The 19,503-nt window shown below is 46.9% G+C and carries 15 protein-coding genes; 13 read left to right on the top strand and 2 right to left on the bottom strand.

Annotated features, from left to right (window positions below; translation table 11 throughout):
• Nucleotides 1-130 precede the first annotated feature (130 nt).
• The 11 genes from ACWJJ4_RS17495 to ACWJJ4_RS17445 all read left to right on the top strand — a co-directional run bounded on the left by ACWJJ4_RS17495 (nucleotide 131) and on the right by ACWJJ4_RS17445 (nucleotide 14,059).
• The gene (locus ACWJJ4_RS17495) at nucleotides 131-3,313 is read left to right on the top strand and encodes a bifunctional cytochrome P450/NADPH--P450 reductase (RefSeq protein ID WP_454021836.1); all 3,183 of its coding nucleotides are present in this window, start codon (nucleotides 131-133) and stop codon (nucleotides 3,311-3,313) included.
• 464 nt (nucleotides 3,314-3,777) lie between these two features.
• A complete protein-coding gene (locus ACWJJ4_RS17490; protein WP_077721924.1) occupies nucleotides 3,778-4,371 on the top strand; it encodes a hypothetical protein in 594 nt (197 codons plus the stop codon).
• Complete coding sequence (locus tag ACWJJ4_RS17485; RefSeq protein WP_007609957.1) at nucleotides 4,364-4,675, top strand: winged helix-turn-helix domain-containing protein; 312 nt, start codon at nucleotides 4,364-4,366, stop codon at nucleotides 4,673-4,675. The genes ACWJJ4_RS17490 and ACWJJ4_RS17485 overlap by 8 nt, the downstream gene beginning before the upstream one ends.
• Complete coding sequence (locus ACWJJ4_RS17480) at nucleotides 4,676-5,566, top strand: ABC transporter ATP-binding protein (RefSeq protein WP_167859962.1); 891 nt, start codon at nucleotides 4,676-4,678, stop codon at nucleotides 5,564-5,566.
• Nucleotides 5,567-5,580: 14 nt separating this feature from the next.
• On the top strand, nucleotides 5,581-6,321 hold the full coding sequence (locus ACWJJ4_RS17475; RefSeq protein ID WP_077721926.1) for an ABC transporter permease: 741 nt from the start codon (nucleotides 5,581-5,583) through the stop codon (nucleotides 6,319-6,321).
• A 775-nt stretch (nucleotides 6,322-7,096) separates the two neighbouring features.
• Nucleotides 7,097-9,025: an LTA synthase family protein gene (locus ACWJJ4_RS17470; RefSeq protein WP_003155677.1), complete on the top strand. Its 1,929-nt coding sequence runs from the start codon at nucleotides 7,097-7,099 to the stop codon at nucleotides 9,023-9,025.
• A gap of 215 nt (nucleotides 9,026-9,240) precedes the next feature.
• Nucleotides 9,241-10,005, top strand: coding sequence for a glucose-1-phosphate cytidylyltransferase (locus tag ACWJJ4_RS17465; RefSeq protein WP_003155676.1), 765 nt, complete (start codon nucleotides 9,241-9,243; stop codon nucleotides 10,003-10,005).
• Nucleotides 10,006-10,011: 6 nt separating this feature from the next.
• Nucleotides 10,012-10,980: a GDP-mannose 4,6-dehydratase gene (locus tag ACWJJ4_RS17460; RefSeq protein ID WP_063637010.1), complete on the top strand. Its 969-nt coding sequence runs from the start codon at nucleotides 10,012-10,014 to the stop codon at nucleotides 10,978-10,980.
• 24 nt (nucleotides 10,981-11,004) lie between these two features.
• On the top strand, nucleotides 11,005-11,916 hold the full coding sequence (locus ACWJJ4_RS17455) for a putative nucleotide-diphospho-sugar transferase (RefSeq protein WP_070081488.1): 912 nt from the start codon (nucleotides 11,005-11,007) through the stop codon (nucleotides 11,914-11,916).
• A 28-nt stretch (nucleotides 11,917-11,944) separates the two neighbouring features.
• A complete protein-coding gene (locus ACWJJ4_RS17450) occupies nucleotides 11,945-13,105 on the top strand; it encodes a glycosyltransferase (RefSeq protein WP_454021835.1) in 1,161 nt (386 codons plus the stop codon).
• Nucleotides 13,106-13,120: 15 nt separating this feature from the next.
• Nucleotides 13,121-14,059, top strand: coding sequence for a hypothetical protein (locus tag ACWJJ4_RS17445; protein ID WP_102422890.1), 939 nt, complete (start codon nucleotides 13,121-13,123; stop codon nucleotides 14,057-14,059).
• 28 nt (nucleotides 14,060-14,087) lie between these two features.
• Here ACWJJ4_RS17445 and ACWJJ4_RS17440 read toward each other — a convergent pair whose 3' ends face one another.
• Nucleotides 14,088-15,317 (bottom strand): MFS transporter, encoded by a 1,230-nt coding sequence (locus ACWJJ4_RS17440; protein ID WP_003155670.1) that lies wholly within the window; start codon nucleotides 15,315-15,317, stop codon nucleotides 14,088-14,090.
• Nucleotides 15,318-15,434: 117 nt separating this feature from the next.
• Entirely contained in the window at nucleotides 15,435-16,820 is a 1,386-nt protein-coding gene (locus ACWJJ4_RS17435; RefSeq protein WP_454021834.1) for an amino acid permease, read from the bottom strand.
• A 244-nt stretch (nucleotides 16,821-17,064) separates the two neighbouring features.
• On the opposite strand from ACWJJ4_RS17435, the gene ACWJJ4_RS17430 reads away from it, so the two are divergent.
• Together ACWJJ4_RS17430 and ACWJJ4_RS17425 are read left to right on the top strand one after the other, a co-directional pair.
• Nucleotides 17,065-18,522: an aldehyde dehydrogenase family protein gene (locus ACWJJ4_RS17430; protein ID WP_454021833.1), complete on the top strand. Its 1,458-nt coding sequence runs from the start codon at nucleotides 17,065-17,067 to the stop codon at nucleotides 18,520-18,522.
• 15 nt (nucleotides 18,523-18,537) lie between these two features.
• Complete coding sequence (locus ACWJJ4_RS17425) at nucleotides 18,538-19,392, top strand: methyl-accepting chemotaxis protein (protein ID WP_003155664.1); 855 nt, start codon at nucleotides 18,538-18,540, stop codon at nucleotides 19,390-19,392.
• Nucleotides 19,393-19,503 lie beyond the last annotated feature (111 nt).

The following is a 19,503-nucleotide window of genomic DNA, read 5'->3' as shown; positions in this document are numbered from 1 at the left end:
CTCTCCAGTATAGAAAAAACCGTTATTGATCGTCAATCCGGGGATTGATCCGTAACGGCGGATAATCGGCCGGTGAAAAGGGCACTGTAGTTGGAAGGAACGCATCAATGTGTAAGAAAGGGTGTTATTCATGAAGGAAACAGGTCCGATTCCGCAGCCGAAGACATTCGGTCCGCTCGGCAATCTCCCTTTGCTTGATAAAGACAAGCCTACAATGTCGCTGATCAAACTGGCAAACGAGCAGGGGCCTATTTTTCAGCTGCATACGCCGGCGGGCGCCATTATCGTCGTGTCCGGCCATGAACTGGTGAAAGAGGTTTGTGATGAAGAGCGGTTCGATAAAAGCATTGAGGGGGCTTTGGAGAAAGTCCGGGCGTTTGCCGGTGACGGGCTGTTTACAAGCTGGACGCATGAGCCTAACTGGCGAAAGGCGCATAATATTCTGATGCCGACCTTCAGCCAGCGCGCGATGAAAGATTATCATGCGATGATGACTGATATCGCGGTGCAGCTGATTCAAAAATGGGCTAGGCTGAACCCGGATGAGGCCGTTGATGTGCCTGCTGATATGACCCGCCTGACGCTCGATACGATCGGGCTTTGCGGCTTTAACTATCGGTTTAACAGCTATTACAGGGAAACGCCTCATCCGTTTATCAACAGCATGGTGCGCGCCCTTGATGAAGCGATGCACCAAATGCAGCGCCTTGATGTTCAGGATAAGCTCATGATCAGGACGAAGCGCCAATTTCATCATGACATTCAGGCGATGTTTTCGTTAGTAGACAGTATTATCGCAGAGCGCCGGTCAGGCGGACGGGATGAAAAGGATCTGCTGGCCAGAATGCTGAATGTGGAAGACCCGGAAACGGGCGAAAAACTTGATGATGAAAATATCCGGTTTCAAATCATCACGTTTTTAATTGCCGGCCACGAAACGACCAGCGGCCTGCTTTCCTTTGCCATCTACTTTCTGCTGAAACATCCCCGTGTTTTGGAAAAAGCCTATGAAGAAGCCGATCGGGTTTTGACCGATCCCGTTCCTTCTTATAAACAAGTACTGGAGCTTAGTTATATCCGGATGATATTGCAGGAGTCATTGCGCTTATGGCCGACCGCGCCTGCGTTCAGCCTTTATGCGAAAGAGGATACGGTGATCGGCGGGAAATATCCGATCACGCCGAAAGACAGAATTTCCGTCTTAATTCCCCAGCTTCACCGTGATAAAGACGCGTGGGGAGACAATGCGGAGGAATTTTATCCGGAGCGGTTTGAACATCCTGGTCAAGTGCCTCACCATGCGTACAAGCCGTTCGGAAACGGTCAGAGGGCGTGTATCGGTATGCAGTTCGCCCTGCATGAAGCAACTCTTGTTCTGGGAATGATTCTGCAGCATTTTACCTTTATCGATCACACCGATTATGAGCTCGATATTAAACAGACCCTGACGATCAAGCCCGGCGACTTTCATATCCGGGTGCGGCCGAGAAACAAAGGAGCCGTTGCGGCAGCTCTCCCGGCGGCTGAAAAAGCGGCGGAAGACGTCGAAAAAGAAAAACGGGAAACAAAAGGCGCATCCATTATCGGGCTTGATAACCGACCGCTTCTGATTTTGTACGGCTCAGATACGGGAACCGCAGAAGGCGTGGCGCGGGAACTTGCCGATACTGCCGGGATGCACGGCGTCCGGACTGAAACGGCGCCTTTAAATGACCGGATCGGAAAATTGCCGAAAGAAGGAGCTCTCTTGATCATTACGTCCTCTTATAACGGAAAGCCTCCGAGCAACGCGGGACAATTCGTTCAATGGCTTGAAGAAGTCAAACCCGGGGAACTGGAAGGCGTCCGATATGCCGTCTTCGGCTGCGGTGATCATAACTGGGCGGCGACATATCAGGCTGTACCGAGACTGATTGATGAGAAGCTTGCCGAAAAAGGGGCGGAACGCTTCTCCTCCCGGGGTGAAGGGGACGTCAGCGGCGATTTTGAAGGAAATCTTGATGAATGGAAAAAAAGCATGTGGACGGACGCCATGAAGGCATTCGGTCTCAAGCTGAATGAAAATGCCGAAAAAGAGCGAAGTGCGCTGGGCCTTCAATTTGTCAGCGGGCTTGGCGGGTCTCCTTTGGCAAAGACGTATGAAGCGGTTTACGCATCCGTTGCGGAAAACAGGGAACTTCAGGCGCCGGAAAGCGGCCGGAGCACAAGGCATATCGAAATCACTCTGCCGAAAGAGGCTGCCTATCATGAAGGGGATCATCTCGGCGTGCTGCCGGTAAACAGCAAAGAGCAGGTCAGCCGTGTTCTCCGCCGGTTCAATCTGAACGGGAATGATCAAGTGCTGCTGACGGCCAGCGGACAGAGCGCGGCTCATCTCCCGCTCGATCGGCCGGTCAGGCTGCATGATCTTCTGAGCAGCTGTGTCGAATTGCAGGAAGCGGCATCAAGGGCCCAAATCCGGGAAATGGCCGCTTATACGGTCTGTCCGCCGCACAAACGGGAATTGGAAGATTTTCTTGAGGAGGGCGTCTATCAGGAGCAAATCTTAACATCGCGCGTCTCGATGCTCGATCTCCTTGAAAAATATGAAGCGTGTGAACTTCCGTTTGAGCGATTTCTGGAGCTTTTGCGCCCGCTGAAGCCGCGGTATTATTCGATTTCAAGTTCGCCGCGGAAACATCCCGGGCAGGCCTCAATTACCGTCGGTGTCGTTCGAGGCCCCGCCCGGAGCGGTTTGGGTGAGTATCGCGGAGTCGCTTCGAATTATTTAGCGGACCGCCGCCCTGAGGATGGTATCGTAATGTTTGTCCGCACTCCGGAAACACGATTCCGGCTGCCGGAAGATCCGGAAAAACCGATTATTATGGTCGGTCCCGGCACAGGAGTCGCCCCGTTTCGCGGATTTCTGCAGGCTCGGGCGGCGTTAAAAAAAGAAGGAAAAGAGCTGGGGGAGGCTCATCTGTATTTCGGATGCAGAAACGATCATGATTTTATTTACCGTGACGAGCTTGAAGCTTATGAAAAAGACGGAATCGTGACGCTTCATACGGCTTTCTCCCGCAAAGAAGGCGTACCGAAAACGTATGTGCAGCACTTAATGGCGAAAGACGCCGGCGCTTTAATTTCCATCCTCGGCCGGGGAGGGCACCTCTACGTATGCGGCGACGGCAGCAAAATGGCGCCCGATGTAGAGGCAACGCTGCAAAAAGCGTATCAGTCGGTCCACGAAACAGACGAACGGCAAGCGCAAGAATGGCTTTTGGACCTCCAGACAAAAGGCATTTACGCAAAAGATGTTTGGGCGGGGATTTGACCAATGTGATGAAAAGGACTGGATGACTCCAGTCCTTTTTCCTTCAATAAAATGAATTGCTTTCCAATCGATATACATTCGGCTTGTCCAACCACACCTGGTCAAGATATCTTCCCTGCTTGACTCCCGGACCTTCTATTTTGGTCATTTCTAAAACCTGCAGAAATTGTCATCAGAAGTGTGGCTTAAAAGTTTTACCATATGTTCCTCCGTTAGCCAGAAATTCAGACAGCCATTGCATGCTATCTATTGAGTTGAAGATCAGCAGGCTTCTCTTTTTTATTAGGATGCTTATATAAAGGACGTCTCATGCTGTAATGGAAGCATACCGGCGCAAAGAGTCCCATCTGCTGTTCCCAAGACTAAATAGTTGCGCCTATTTTGGATAAAACCTCTTTACAAATATATGGAATTAGAATATACTCTGTTTCACAAAGTACTTTGCGAAAAGAGGAGCCTGTCTTATGTCAAATCAGAATTTTCGTGAATCAGAGATAGCTGAAAACTTATCTCATATCAAAGTCTTGACGAATTACAAGACTGAGTACTCAAGGCAAACCAGTCCATATTTCATTATTTGGGGCTGTATATGGATTATTGCGTATTCCGTTTCTTTATTTAAGGTACTTTCTGTAGTCCTTGCTTGTGTCTGGTTAATACTGGCAGTATTAGGATGGATACTGACTTTGAAGACATATCTTAAGCAGAAACAATTTGATCCTATGCCCACTTTCTTAAAGAATCAATTAAAATATGCTTGGATTGGATTCATATTAGTGGTATGCATTTTTGTTTTCCTGTTTTTAATGGGATTATTGCCGCGAACAGGAGAATTTCTATCGTTTTTGATTGTTTTAATGGTGTCTATTATGTACATATTCTTAGGCATCGTGTTAACAAAAGAGATTTTTGTTATGGGATTTTGGCTGAGCATACTCGGTATGCTTACATTCTGCCTATTTCCTGATGCAATGAATATTGTTTTTGCATTTATTGGCGGAGGCAGCCTATTACTTACAGGAATGATTTTGAAAAGAAAAGGGCAAGGAAATGAGTAATGTTAACAATATCAATGATTTAATACATGCCAAAGTGCGGTTGGGAATTATGAGTTTATTGATGACTTATGATCAATGTGATTTTACTTTCCTGAAAAAGTCATTAGACATCACAGATGGGAATTTAGGTTCGCATCTGAAAAAGTTAGAAGATGCAGCTTATATAGAACTAACCAAGAAGTTCGTATCCAAAAAGCCGAAGACTATTGTTCAGATCACGAAAGAAGGGAAAGCAGCCTACAAGGAGTACATTAATACGATTGAATCCATATTTAAAATAAATAACAGTGGGGGCATGGTGTAAATGCTGCAAGTTGAACATATAAGTAAGCGCTATGGCACGACTCTGGCTTTGGACAATGTTGCTTTAACAATTCCGAAAGGAGTCTGCTATGGACTTGTTGGACCGAACGGATCCGGCAAATCTACCTTAATTAAGATCATCTCGCGCATCATCCGCGAATATGACGGTAAGGTTGAATTTGTCGGCAAGGAAAATGGCAGGCTGGGTTATGTTCCGCAGGATATCAGCCTTGAAGAAAAATTAACCGCAAAAACCAATATGGAATTTTTCGGAAAGTTACACAGGCTGAATGGCTTAAAACTAAAGCAAACAACAAAAAAACTGTTAGAAGATATCGGGTTGTTAGAAAGGGCAAACGACGTTGTGGAGAACTTTTCTGGAGGAATGAAGCGCCGTTTAAATATCGGGTGTGCATTAATGCACGATCCAGACTTAATTATTCTAGATGAGCCGACGGTAGGTGTGGACCCGCAATCACGCCGCTACATTTTTAAAATCGTAAATCGACTCAAAAAAGCCGGTAAAACCATTATTTATGTGAGTCATTACATGGAAGAGATTGAAACTCTTTGTGACTATGTAGCTTTTATCGACAGAGGGCAAATTATCGATGAAGGAGAAATAAATGAACTGCTTAAACGACATGAAGAATCATCTATTATGTTTAACTCCTCATTGTCTCCTGAATTAATAAAGAGCCATGGTTTTGAGTTTTCAGTCGTTAATTCAGGGTTGATAATAAAAACCAAAGAACCTTTAGAAACCATGGAGCGCTTAATTAGGGTCAGTAAGGAAAACAATATTGTGCCTCATCAGTTGTTTTTATATAAGCCAAAATTAGAAGATGTATTCTTTAAACTTACCGGCACTGATTTGCGTGATGAAGAATAAAGGGGGAATTTATCATGTTACCGCTCGCTCAAATTGAAACGCTAAAACAGTTAAAGGATAAGTCTCTGTTTTTTTGGACGATTATATTACCCATTGTGTCCATCATATTGCTGATTGAGCTATTTACGACAGACAGTGCAAACAAAACTTTAGTAGCTTCTCAATCTGTAACCGGCATGAGCGTATTCTTTTCAACATTCATTATTATCTCCATCGTTATAAGTTTTGTAAAGGATCGGGAAAAAGGAATTGTATCAAGACTGGCAAGTACTCCTTTAAAGCCTTATAACTTCTTCTTAGGAAAAAGCATCCCTTTTTTAGTCATAACTTTTATGCAAATTCTTCTCCTTTCCGTTCTGGGAATATTTCTGTACGATATTGAAATTAATAATTTTCCGGCGTATTTGTGGGTTGTTGTGTTGATATCTTTACTAGTTACATCCTGGGGAGTTGCTATTTCAGTCTTTGCAAAGACTGAAAATACCGGCTTGGTCATGACAAATGTGATTGCATTAGGTACCGCTGTTGTATGTGGTTTATGGACTCCTTATGATCAATTGCCAAGCTATCTTCAAACTATTGGAATGCTCTTTCCTCAGTACTGGGCGCATCAAGGGTTAATTCAATCGGTCTCGACGATATCTGGAGGAGAAAGTCTAGTATGGGTAACATTTGTTGTACTGGGCTATACAATACTAGGATTTATAGTTTCTCTAATTGGATACAGACATTACATTAAAATGGCGAGAAATTAAACCTCCGTGAGAATTAAGATATTAAAACGCAGCTGGGACTAAAAGGAGAGCGGGAAATGATTAGTGAAAAACTAAAACTGTATGTCGAGGCTCAATTTAAAAAGTATGAAAAAAACTCGTTATTGAACAGAAAAAAAACGGAGCTAATTCCTTTATTGGCGGGTTTGATGAAACCAGTTCACAATTTTTTTCGCTAATGAGAAACAGAAATTTGCAAGACGCCTTAAGGACCAGTGTTGGAGAACAGTTTAAGCAGTCACAAATGCCAGCTCTGCTGCATGGTTGGATTATAAAAAACAAAAGGTATACGTGAAGAAAGCATTTTTGTATATCTTTAGGGTCTAAGCGATAATTTGACAGGGAAAGGACTGGATGACTCCGGTCCTTTTTTTACCTCACAAAAAAAACCTTCAAGTTTTTCAGTCCCTTTGCATACAATAACTTCAGCCCGCCTGTTGGGCGGCTGTCTTTGATATTCATTTTTCGTTTTTAGAAGTTTGTGTTATTCTTATATTTGGTATCTCCTATTTTCAGACCGGGTCTGATACGGTACCTTTTAATGCCAGAAAAAAATGTGAAACGAAGAACGGATATCCTGCGTCTAATGGCTGGCGGGATAAGATGTTCAATGGGCATGACACGAATGATAAATATATCGTTTTTTAAAATGGTGTGTTTATGGGGCTGTGTGATGCTTTCGTTTTGCTTGGAAAGCAGGAATTGAAGCAAAAAGTAAGAATACAGATTTAAAGTGTTTAGGAAAGTAGAGGTTGCCATGAAGAAATTATTTTCTTACAGACTTAGTTTTTTTGTACTGGCTATTATTTTGTTTTGGGCCAAAACGTATTTAGCCTATCATGCTGAATTCAACCTTGGGGTGAAGGGTCCGACGCAGCAGTTTCTGCTTGTGATCAATCCGTTCTCAAGCGCCATTTTCTTTTTAGGACTGGCATTGTTTGCGAAAGGCCGCAAATCAGCGATTATCATGGTGATTATTGATTTCATCATGACGTTTATTTTGTATGCCAATATCCTATTCTATCGATTCTTCGATGATTTCTTGACATTCCCGAACTTAAAGCAATCCGGTAATGTCGGAAATATGGGAGACGGCATCTTCAGCATTATGTCCGGCCATGATATTTTATACTTTGTTGATATTATTATTTTAATCGCGCTTCTGGTGTGGAGACGTGAGCTGAAGGAATTCAAGCTGAAAAAACGGTATACGTCATTAATTATCGTGACGGGTATTGTGTTGTTCTTCGTGAACCTGGCGATTGCCGAAGAGGACCGCCCGGAGCTGCTGACAAGAACGTTTGACCGCAATTACATTGTAAAATACTTAGGCCTTTATAATTACACGATTTATGACGGCGTACAGACGGCGCAGACGGAATCACAGCGTGCATATGCCAGCAGTGATGACCTGACGAGCGTTGAAAACTATACATCGTCGCATTATGCGAAGCCGAACGCCGAGTATTTCGGCAAGGCCAAAGGCAAGAACATCATTAAGATTCACCTGGAGAGCTTCCAATCATTTTTGATCAATTACAAACTTGACGGAAAAGAAGTCACGCCGTTCCTGAATAAACTCGCCCGCGGCGGAGAGGACATGACGTACTTTGATAACTTTTTCCACCAAACGGGCCAAGGTAAAACATCTGACGCCGAGCTGATGATGGATAACAGTCTGTTCGGACTGCCTGAAGGATCAGCCTTCGTGACAAAAGGGGAAAACACGTATCAATCGCTTCCTGCCATCCTTGACCAAAGTGAGGGCTATACAAGCGCCGTTTTACACGGTGACTACAAATCATTCTGGAACCGTGACCAGATTTACAAACATATCGGCTACGATAAATTCTTTGACGCCAGCACATACGATATGTCTGATGACAACCTTGTCAATATGGGACTGAAGGATAAACCGTTCTTCAAAGAATCTATACCGAAGCTTCAGTCGCTGAAACAGCCGTTCTACGCGCATTTGCTCACGCTGACGAACCATTATCCGTTTACGCTTGATGAAAAAGACGCAACGATCGAAAAAGCGAAAACGGGCGACGCGACTGTGGATGACTATTTCCAGACGGCGCGTTATCTTGACGAAGCGCTTGAACAGTTCTTTAAAGATCTGAAGTCATCCGGTTTATATGACAACTCGGTGATTATGCTTTACGGAGACCATTACGGAATCTCTGAAAACCATAACCGCGCGATGAAAGAAATTCTCGGCAAAGAAATTACGCCTTATCAAAACGCGCAGAATCAGCGTGTGCCGCTTATGCTTCGCATCCCCGGCAAAAAAGGCGGGGTGAACCATACGTACGGCGGTGAAATGGACGTTGTGCCGACGATCCTTCACTTGGAAGGCATCGATTCTAAGAAATATATTAATTTCGGCACCGATCTCTTCTCGAAAGACCATGATGATACGGTGACGTTCCGTAACGGAGATTACGTCACGCCGAAATATACTTCCATCTCCAATGTCGTATACGATACGAAGACAGGAAAAGAACTGAAAGGCAATCAGGAAACGAAAAACCTGAAAGCCAGAGTCACAGAGCAGCTGAAGCTGTCTGACAGCGTGATGTACAAAGACTTGCTCAGATTCCACAAATTGAGCGACTTTACGCCGGTTGATCCGTCTAAATATCATTACGGCAAAGAAAAGCTGAATCAGGATAATAAATAATAGAAAGAGCCTTACGGAATTTCCGTGAGGCTCTTTTTTTGTGTGTATCTTCACCAATCTGAAAAAAGAGAGAGCTTTTGGTCACAAAGGGCGCCAATCTCTCATATCTTACAGTAGATTTTGAAACCGGTGATAGAGAATCGGACAAATTATCGGGTTGGTTTCTCTTATACGGGCGGTTTCGAATCCAATATTCACAGAGAAGAGGGGTAGAGATGAAAGCAGTCATTCTCTGCGGCGGAAAAGGAACGAGAATGAGCGAAATCACCAATGAACGTCCCAAACCGCTCGCCATGATAGGCGGCAAACCGATTCTATGGCATATTATGAAACTCTATCAATACTATGGCGTGAACGAATTTATCCTGCTTCTTGGTTTCAAAGGAGAGATGATTAAGGAATATTTCTTAGATTATGACTGGAAGAATCACAGCATGACGCTGGACAGCTCTACCGGAGAAGTGCGGATATTGGGAACATCCGAGCCGTGGAAAATCACTTTTTTAGACACGGGGGAACACACGCAGACAGCGGGGCGGCTTTTACAGGCGAAGGACATCATCGGTGATGAAACCTTTCTTATGACGTACGGGGACGGACTGGCGAACATCAACCTGTTTCATCTGATCAGCTATCATCAATCAAAAGGGGCTGCGGCGACCGTCACCGGTATAGAAAAGACCTCGCAATTCGGAACGCTGACGGTTGAAGACGGTATGGCGAAAAGCTTTTCTGAAAAAACCTCAAGTGACGGCATCATCAACGGCGGATTTTTCGTGCTCAGCCCGAAGGTATTTGATTATCTGCCGAAAGACAGGGACGTCATGTTTGAAGAAGAACCGCTGAAGGAGCTGGCAAAGGACGGCGAATTGGCGGTATACCGGCATTACGGTTTCTGGACGGCGATCGATACGTATAAAAACCTGCTGGAAATCAACAAGATGTGGGACCGGGGACAACATGTATGGAAGGTATGGTGATCAAGTTTGAGTTTCTGGAAAAATAAAAATGTGTTTGTGACGGGATGTACAGGTCTTTTAGGAAGCAGCTTGGTGAAGGAACTGATCGATCAGGGGGCTAATGTGACGGGACTTGTCCGTGACACTGTGCCCAAGTCGAACCTGTATCAGGGAGAACAAGTGAAGCAAATGAATATCGTGCACGGCGCGCTTGAAGATCTGGATGTGATTGAGCGGGCGCTGGGCGAATATGAAATTGACACGGTCTTTCATTTAGCCGCTCAGGCGATCGTCGGCGTCGCAAACCGCAATCCGATTTCCACATTTGAAGCCAATATTCTCGGAACATGGAACATCCTTGAAGCGTGCCGCAGGCATCCGCTCATCAAACGGGTGATCGTCGCGTCCAGTGATAAAGCGTACGGCGACCAGCCGACACTGCCGTACGATGAAAACATGCCTCTTCAGGGCAAACATCCGTATGACGTATCAAAAAGCTGTGCCGATTTGTTAAGCCACACATATTTTAATACGTACGGACTTCCGGTCTGTATTACGCGCTGCGGCAACTTGTACGGCGGCGGGGATTTGAACTTCAACCGGATTATTCCGCAGACGATTCAGCTCGTGCTGAACGGTGAAGCGCCGGAAATCCGCAGCGACGGCACATTTATCCGTGATTATTTTTACATCGAGGATGCGGTCGAGGCATACCTTTTGCTGGCGGAAAAGATGGAGGAGCTCAATCTTGCGGGAGAAGCGTTCAACTTCAGCAATGAGATTCAGCTGACGGTGCTGGAACTTGTAGAAAAAATTCTTAAGGCCATGGACAGTGACCTCAAGCCGAAAGTGCTCAACCAGGGAAGCCACGAAATCAAGCACCAATATTTATCAGCGGAAAAGGCGAGGAAGCTTCTGAATTGGACGCCCGCGCATACCATTGATGAAGGATTGGAAAAAACGATCGAATGGTATAAAGCCTTTTTTCAAAAGTAACAGAAACAGAGGTGAGAGAAAGACGTGACAAGCGCATATTGCACAGTTTTATCAAAAGGAAGGCTGTATCAGGCTATCGCTTTGTTCGGCTCATTGAAAGCGGTTCAGGCGGACGCCCCCATTTTTACTTTGTGTATGGATCAAGACACCTATGACGTGCTTCAGGCAATGCGGCCGGATAATGTCACCTTGATTCAGGTGTCCGCACTGGAAAATGAGGAGCTCCTTGAACTGAAGCGGACGAGGAATCAGAGCGAATACTGCTGGACGGTGAAGCCGGTATTTCTCGAATTCGTGCTGGACGGACATCCGGAATTAGAGCGTGTCACGTACATTGATGCCGATTTGTTTTTCTTCGCTGATCCGCGCGCGATTTTTGACAATCAGCCGGATTGTTCGGTGCTTCTGTCACGGGGCGATATCGTCATTCCCTCATTTGAAAAACAGGAGATCGACATGCTGCAGCGTCTTTTAGGCCGGTATAATTCCGGTTTTCTCAGCTTCAAAACCGACAGTGCCGGCACAGATTGTCTCAGATGGTGGAAAGAACGCTGCCTGGAAGAATGCAAAAATGCGCCGGGCGAAGGAAAATTCGGAGATCAAGGCTACTTGGATTACATGTCCGGCCTGTTCCCGAATGTGTGTGACATCACCACGCCCGGCGTGAATATCGGCCATTGGAATTACGGCCGCCACACGTTTTCATGGAAGGACGGGCGTCTTGTGCTCGAAGACGGAAATCCGCTGATTTTCTATCATTTTAGCGGATACCGGATCGTCACAGCCGGCGACATTCGGCAGATTCATGAGACGGACCGGACCGACCTGCCGTTTGTCCATCAGCTTTATCAGGACATTCTGAAGCGGGTGATCGGGACGGTCAGCGCCGTCTGCCCGGAGTTCAGCGGCTTTGCATCTGAGGATGATAACAAATAAATGATCATATACAGGAAGTGAACGAAAAGTGAAGGCAAGCGTCATTGTTCCCGCATATAATTCCAAGGAGAGGCTTTATAACAGCCTGCTGTCACTGAATGAACAGGAATGCACAGAGCCGTTCGAAGTGATTGTGGCTGACAACGGTTCGGAAGACGGAACCTTATCCATGCTTGAATCATTCAGCGCGAATTTTCCGCTGATTTTTGTAAGAATTAAAGAAAACAGAGGGATCGCTTACGGCCGGAATCAAGCGGTCCGCAATGCCAGAGGCGATATTTTGATTTTCCATGACAGCGACATGCTTGCCGAAAAGGATTTGGTGGCGAAGCATATCAAGGCTCATGAGAACCGGGACGATCTTGTCGTATGCGGTATGTTCTGGAAGCGGATTTACAGCTTTTATTATGACCGTTTTGAAAAAGAGCATAAGGAAAAACTCGCCGAACTGTATGAAGAGCTGCCGGGCGATAAAGAGGCGCTCCTTGATGAAAGTGACATCAGAGACGGAAGCTTTCTTGACAGATGCTTTGATTTAGATACCGACTTTATCCGGGTGCTGAAAAGCATTTTGGGAAAATACGGAGATGATTTGAACGGCTACCGTCTGCCGTGGCGTTTTTTCATTACGAACAATTCATCAGTTAAGAGGCAGCACGTGGAAGATCTCGGCCTGTTTGATGAAGGCATTGTCAGATACGGCTTTGAAGATTATGATCTCGGCATCAGGCTTCATCAGTCGGGAATGAGATTTCAGCTGCGGCGCGATATCATGAGCGTCCATCAGGAGCATCCGAGCAACTGCGCTTCCGTTGATGACATCAGGGCGAATATCGCGTACATGTGCGACAAGTATAATGACATTCATTCGCTTGACGTGCACCTCGCGTTTAACGGTCCGTTTGATGCGGAGTTAACCAACAGCATGATGGCAGACATCGAGGTGCTGCTTGATTATGAGAAATATGAAAGCCTGCTGCACATTTTTCTCGAGCTGCTGCACGCGGTTAAAGACCGCAACCTTGACCCGGACTGGAAGACGAAAAGCCCGCGGATCACGGCGAACAGCTTCCAGCTGCCGGAGGTCGGAAAGCTTTTGGCAAAAGCGGAAAAAAAGCTGGGCGTCACGCACTTTGCAAGGGCGTTCAAAGCGCTGACTGCTGATTTACTGCATGTGGATCTTAAATAAATTGGATGTGATATGGTGAGTAAATATCATTTTTCAACCATTGTTTCCAGAACGCATATCTTTAAACTGATGCCGATGATTCATTCTCTCCATGAGCATTGCCGGGATTTTCATCTGTATGTGCTGTGTGTCGATCAGAAAGCGTACGAACTGCTTCAGCAGGTGCCGTGGGAACATGTCACGGCGGTTCAGCTCCATGAAATGGAGGACCCGGAGCTGCTTGAAGCAAAGGGCGGCCGGACGTTTCATGAATATTGCTGGACGCTGAAGCCGGCTTTTCTGTTCCATGTGATGACGGAGTATGATGAAGCCGAATATTTTGCCCATTTGGACACCGATCTCTTTTTCTTCTCAGATGCGGGCGAGCTGTTTGCGGAAAAGCCGGATGCTTCCCTTTTTCTGACGGATCACCGCAATTCAGAACGGTTTGCGTCTTATTACAAGCTGACGGGGCAGTACAACACCGGGTTTGTCGGCACGCGGAATACCGGGGAAGCGTACCGGGCGGTCTGGCAGTGGAGACAGGATTGCATCTCCTATTGTACGGTGGAGATGAATGAAGAAAAAAAGACATACGGTGACCAAAGGTATGTTGAAAAGTGGCCCGCGCAGTTTGAACACGTTCATGTCACGGAGTCGATCGGCGCGAATGCGGCGCTGTGGAATATTGAGCAATATGACGTCAGCCTGCGCGACGGGGCTGTATATGTCAATGACACCCCGCTGATTTTTTATCATTTTTCAGGCTTTACGCTCGTCACGGAGAACGAATTCAATCTCTGCTGGTACTATCACATTGATGACGAGGCGACAGTCAGTATGATTTACGTCCCGTACATCAAAAACGTAAAAAAATGGATTGATGAAATTCAAAAAGCGTTTCCTGATTTCAGAGACGGGTTTATTCCGAAATATGCGGTTCCTGACACTCATTTTTATACGGTTGAAACATAAAATCCCTGCCTTTTCGGCAGGGATTTTTTTATGAATGCCATTCTTTTAATGTTTTGTCGCTCGGCAGGACAAAGGCGAGCAGACCTAAAACGGGCAGAAAGGCGACGGCTGTCATGGTCGGCGTCAATCCCGCTGAATCAATAAGAGCTCCGAGCGCAACCGCTCCGATCGCGCCCATTCCGAAGGCGAGCCCGACCGTAAGCCCTGACATCGTTCCGATTTTGCCTGGAACAAGCTCCTGCGCGTAGACAACCGTCACGGAGAAGCTGGACATCAGAACAACGCCGATCAGCGCCAGTACGCCATAGGCGATGACAGGTCCCGCAAACGGAAGGAAAATCGTCAAGGGAGCCGATGCCGTCATGGAAACGATGATGACGTTCCGCTTTCCGAAACGGTCTGCAAGCGGCCCGCCGAGAAACGTTCCGACAGCTCCGAAAAATAAAAAGACGAAGATGTAGCTCTGTGCCTGCTGAATGCTGACATGATAGGCATTCATCGCATAGAACGTATAAAAGTTGCCGATCGCGCTCACATACCAGGAGCGCGCGAAAATTAAGAAGATAATCATGATAAGGGCGAGAATAATCGGTTTTGTAATCACGGTCTGCACAGCGGCGGCCGGTGATTTTTTACTTGCGGCGCGCAAATGAATCAGGCGGCCTTTATACCATTTGGCGATATAAATGAGAAACAGCACAGCGATTGCGGCGACTAGCGTAAACCAGACAGAGCCGAATTGACCGAGCGGAACGAGAATCAGCGCGGTAATCAAGGGCGCCATCGCCTGGCCGGTATTCCCTCCGACTTGGTAAATTGATTGCGCCAACCCGCGCTTTTCGCCGGCGGCCATGTAAGCGACACGCGATCCTTCAGGATGAAAGACGGCGGAGCCAAGGCCGATAAAAAAGACACAGCATAAAATCGTCAGAAAAGACGGGGCGAACGCGAGACCTAAAATGCCGAGCATGCTTGCGGTGAGTCCGAGCGGCAAAGCATACGGCATCGGGCGTTTATCCGTATACCAGCCGATGACGGGCTGCATCACGGAAGACACCATATTCAGCGTAAAGGCGATAATTCCGAGCTGCGTAAATGTAAGATTCATGGAACGTTCCAAAATCGGAAACATCGCCGGAATCACCGCTTGCAGTGAATCGTTCAGCAGATGACAGATCCCGATAATGAACAAAATAGAATACATGGTTGTCTCGGGACGATGGACAGGTTTTTCTTTAAGCGGGGCGGCAATTGCCAAAGTGATTCTCCTCCTTTTTATGTAAACGAAGCATACACCATATTATTCATAAGGTGAATGAATTATCAAGTGCAAAAAAGGCTCTTCTTTCTCAAACAGAAAAAAGAGCCTCCCTTTTTATTTATTTAACAAACTGTGTTTTCTAGAATACATCATATAAACGACGATCCCGGCGGCGATCCAGATGACAAAGGCGAGCCATGTCACGCCCGGCAGGCTGCTTGCGAGATACAGGCATAAGCATGCGCTGATGATCGGCACAAAAGGCACGAAAGGAACACGGAAGGAAGATTTGATCTCCGGATGTTTCTTTCTTAAAACGATGACGGCGATCGCAATGACCGTAAAGGCCGCCAAGGTTCCCATATTGACGAGATGCGCCAAGGTTCCCAGGTCAATAAAACCTGCGATCCCGGCGGCAACGATCCCCGTCACCCATGTGTTTTGAAACGGTGTTTTAAAACGCGGGTGAACCTTGGAAAACATGCGGGGCAAGAGGCCGTCTCTGCTCATCGCAAATGTAAGGCGCACCTGAGCGTAAAGCAGAGCGAGCATGACCGTTGTAATCCCGATAATCGCGCCGACGGAAATAATGCCTGCTATTTTGTTCTGGCCGACAAATTGGAGCGCGAAAGATACAGGGTCTCCGACATTCAGCTTGGTGTACGAAAGCATTCCCGTCAGGACAAGCGATACCGTAATGTAAAGGACGGTGCAGATGGCAAGCGCGCCGATGATTCCGACCGGCATTGATTTCTGCGGGTTTTTCACTTCTTCCGACGCGTTTGACACGGCATCAAATCCGAGATACGCGAAGAAAACGGTCGCGGCGCTCGTGATGACGCCTTTCATTCCGAACGGTATAAACGGAGACCAGTTTTCCGGTTTCACGTAGCCGAAACCGACGACGATAAACAGCAGAATGATCGCAATTTTCATCAATACAATGACATTGTTAAAGCGGGTGCTTTCTTTCACGCCCCTTGAAACAATCGCGGTAATGACCAAAATAATGATAACGGCCGGCAGGTTGAACACGGCACCCGTTTTGCTGCCGGGTGCGGCGGTCAGCGCCTCCGGAATATGCAGCCCGAAGCCTGCAAGAAGCGACTGGAAATAGGATGACCAGCCGGTTGCGACGGCGGCGAGCGCGATAACATATTCAAGCATTAAGTCCCATCCGATTAAAAACGCGAGACACTCACCGAGAGTGACATATGAATACGTATATACGCTGCCTGAAATCGGAATGGATGAAGAAAATTCCGCATAACAAAACGCGGCGAGCGCGCAGGCAAGGCCCGCGAGCACAAACGACAGAATCAAAGCCGGTCCTGCGCCTGTCGCGGCCACAGTCCCGGTAATCACAAAAATCCCCGTGCCGACAACACAGCCGATTCCGAGCAAAACCAAGTCAAAAGCGCTTAACGAGCGGGACAGGCTGGTCTGTTTGCTCTGGGCCTTTAAGTCGGCCAGCGGCTTTTTCCGAAATAGTAAAGACATATGGGTCCTCCTGAAAATTCATAATATTCTTATCATTATATACACTGACGTTTGTATTATATTGTCGAAATTTCTCGCAGTCAATTAAAGAATTTTCCACTTTAAAAGGACAAAGCTAAAAAGCGTCGATGCACGGAAGGAAAGGGAATTTTATTGTGAAATAGTTCAATTTTCTCACCTTAAGACCGATACAAAAGATGACTCATCAACTAATTTCAAGTTTCGGTGAAAGGGAGATGTTTACATGTTTCAATATGAAGAACTAAATAAGCAGTTTATCGGCGGCCGATGGAGGGATGGAAGCAGCCGGAACGTATTGGAAAACAGAAATCCTTATACTCAAAAAGTCATCACCTCATTCCGAAAAGCGACGCCTGATGACGTGGATGCGGCATATCGCGCCGCGGCTCTTGCAAAACAAGAATGGGACAAAGTAAACCCTTTTAAAAAGCGGGCCATTTTGGAAAAAGCCGTTTCTTTCATTGAAGAGCACGAAGAAGCGATTATTTACTTAATCATGGAGGAGCTTGGCGGAACACGGCTGAAGGCTGAGTTTGAAATCGGACTTGTCAAAAATATGATAAAAGAAGCCGCAACATTTCCGGTGCGGATGGAAGGGAAAATTCTCCCGTCCACGATTGACGGAAAAGAAAACAGGCTGTACAGAATACCCGCCGGAGTCGTGGGGGTGATCAGCCCGTTTAATTTCCCGTTTTTCCTTTCGATGAAATCTGTTGCGCCGGCACTCGGCGCGGGGAACGGCGTCGTGCTGAAGCCTCATGAAGAAACGCCGATCTGCGGCGGAACGCTTATCGCGAAAATTTTTGAAGCGGCCGGCGTACCGGACGGGCTGCTGAATGTCATCGTGACGGATATCGAGGAGATCGGCGACAGCTTTGTTGAGCATCCCGTGCCGCGGATAATCTCATTTACAGGCTCAACCGGAGTGGGCAGCTATATCGGACAGCTTGCGGTCAAACACTTTAAAAAACCGCTGTTGGAGCTTGGCGGAAACAGCGCGCTGATCGTGCTTGAGGATGCTGATCTTGAATACGCCGTCAATGCGGCCGTATTCAGCCGGTTTACGCATCAAGGCCAGATCTGTATGTCGGCGAACCGCGTGCTCGTTCACACATCTGTATATGACAAATTTACAGAGCTTTACGAAGCGAAAGTGTCATCGCTGAAAGTCGGCGATCCGATGGACCCTGATACGGTTATCGGTCCTTTAATCAATGAGAGACAGGCGGAAGGTCTGAGACGGTCTGTCGAAAAAGCGATAGAAGAGGGAGCGGTTCCGGTGCTGTCCGGCCGATTCAGCGGAACGGTCGCTGAGCCCGTCATTTTAAAAGATGTGAAACCTGAGATGAGCATCGCGAAGGAGGAGCTGTTCGGACCGGCCGTCTGCATCATGCCGTTTGAAACGGAGGATGAAGCGGTAAGCATCGCAAACGCGACACCGTTCGGTTTAAGCGGAGCCGTGCATACGGCAAACGTGGAGCGGGGCGTTGAGTTTGCTAAGCGGATCGAAACCGGCATGATTCACGTCAACGATACGACCATTAATGATGAACCGAATGTCGCGTTCGGCGGCGAGAAACAATCAGGTCTCGGCAGGCTGAATGGCGAATGGAGTCTTGAAGAATTCACCACGCTGAAATGGATTTCGGTTCAGCATGAAAAACGTCAATTCCCATATTAAGAAGGAGTGAAAGAAATGAGTATACAGACGGAGCAGCAAACGCACAGCCTGCTTGACGCTTTTGTCAAAGTTGCGCCTTTTTTAAACAGCCTGATCCAAGATGACATCACCATCGGAATTTATGATACAGAAAAATTAATCGTGAATATTCCGGCTAAAACGTTTTCTCTTAATGTAAAGCCGGGAGACCCGCTGCAAAAAGGGGACATCATTACAGACGCGATCCGCATGAATCAGAAGAAGACAAGCATGGTGCCGAAAGAGCTGTTCGGATTTCCGCTGATCGCCAGAGCGATTCCGCTTCATGATGAAAACGGAAAAGTCATCGGCGGTGTCGGTCTCGGCACGAGCCTTGAAAAATCAGCCAAGCTTCATGATGTCGCTGAAAGCCTGTCCGCCGTCGTGGAACAGACCGCTTCGGCGATCGCAGATATCTCAGAATCTATCAGCGGTTTCTCAGCACAGATGACCGGAATTTCCGCTCAGGCGAAACAAGTCAGTGAAAGCGCGGGAGAAATCGCCGACATTTCCGTCACTGTCAAGGGCATCTCGGATCAAAGCAATCTGCTCGGTTTGAATGCGGCCATTGAAGCCGCGAGAGCAGGAGAATCCGGCAAGGGCTTTTCCGTGGTGGCGGATGAGATCCGCAAGCTTGCCACTCATTCAAAAGACAATGTCGGCCAAATTGACCAGATTACGAAAAAAATCCACAGCCTGCTGAAAGGGCTGGAGGACTCAATTGAATCCATCAACCAGAACACGGACGGCCAAGCGGCGGCGGTAGAACAAATTTCTGCCACGATGCAGGAGATTTCAGGAAGCGCCCAGCATTTAGCGAAAATGGCTGAAAACGTGCTCGGAGAATCATAAAAAAAGGGAGCTTACGGGCTCCTTTTTTGTTTTCCCTTTATCAAGCGGAAACTGCACTTACACGTTTGATCCGTCATGCTAAAGGGGTACACATACGAATACATCACCAAT

This window comes from Bacillus sp. JK62, assembly GCF_053663455.1.
This window is presented reverse-complemented; position numbering and strand designations above follow the sequence as displayed.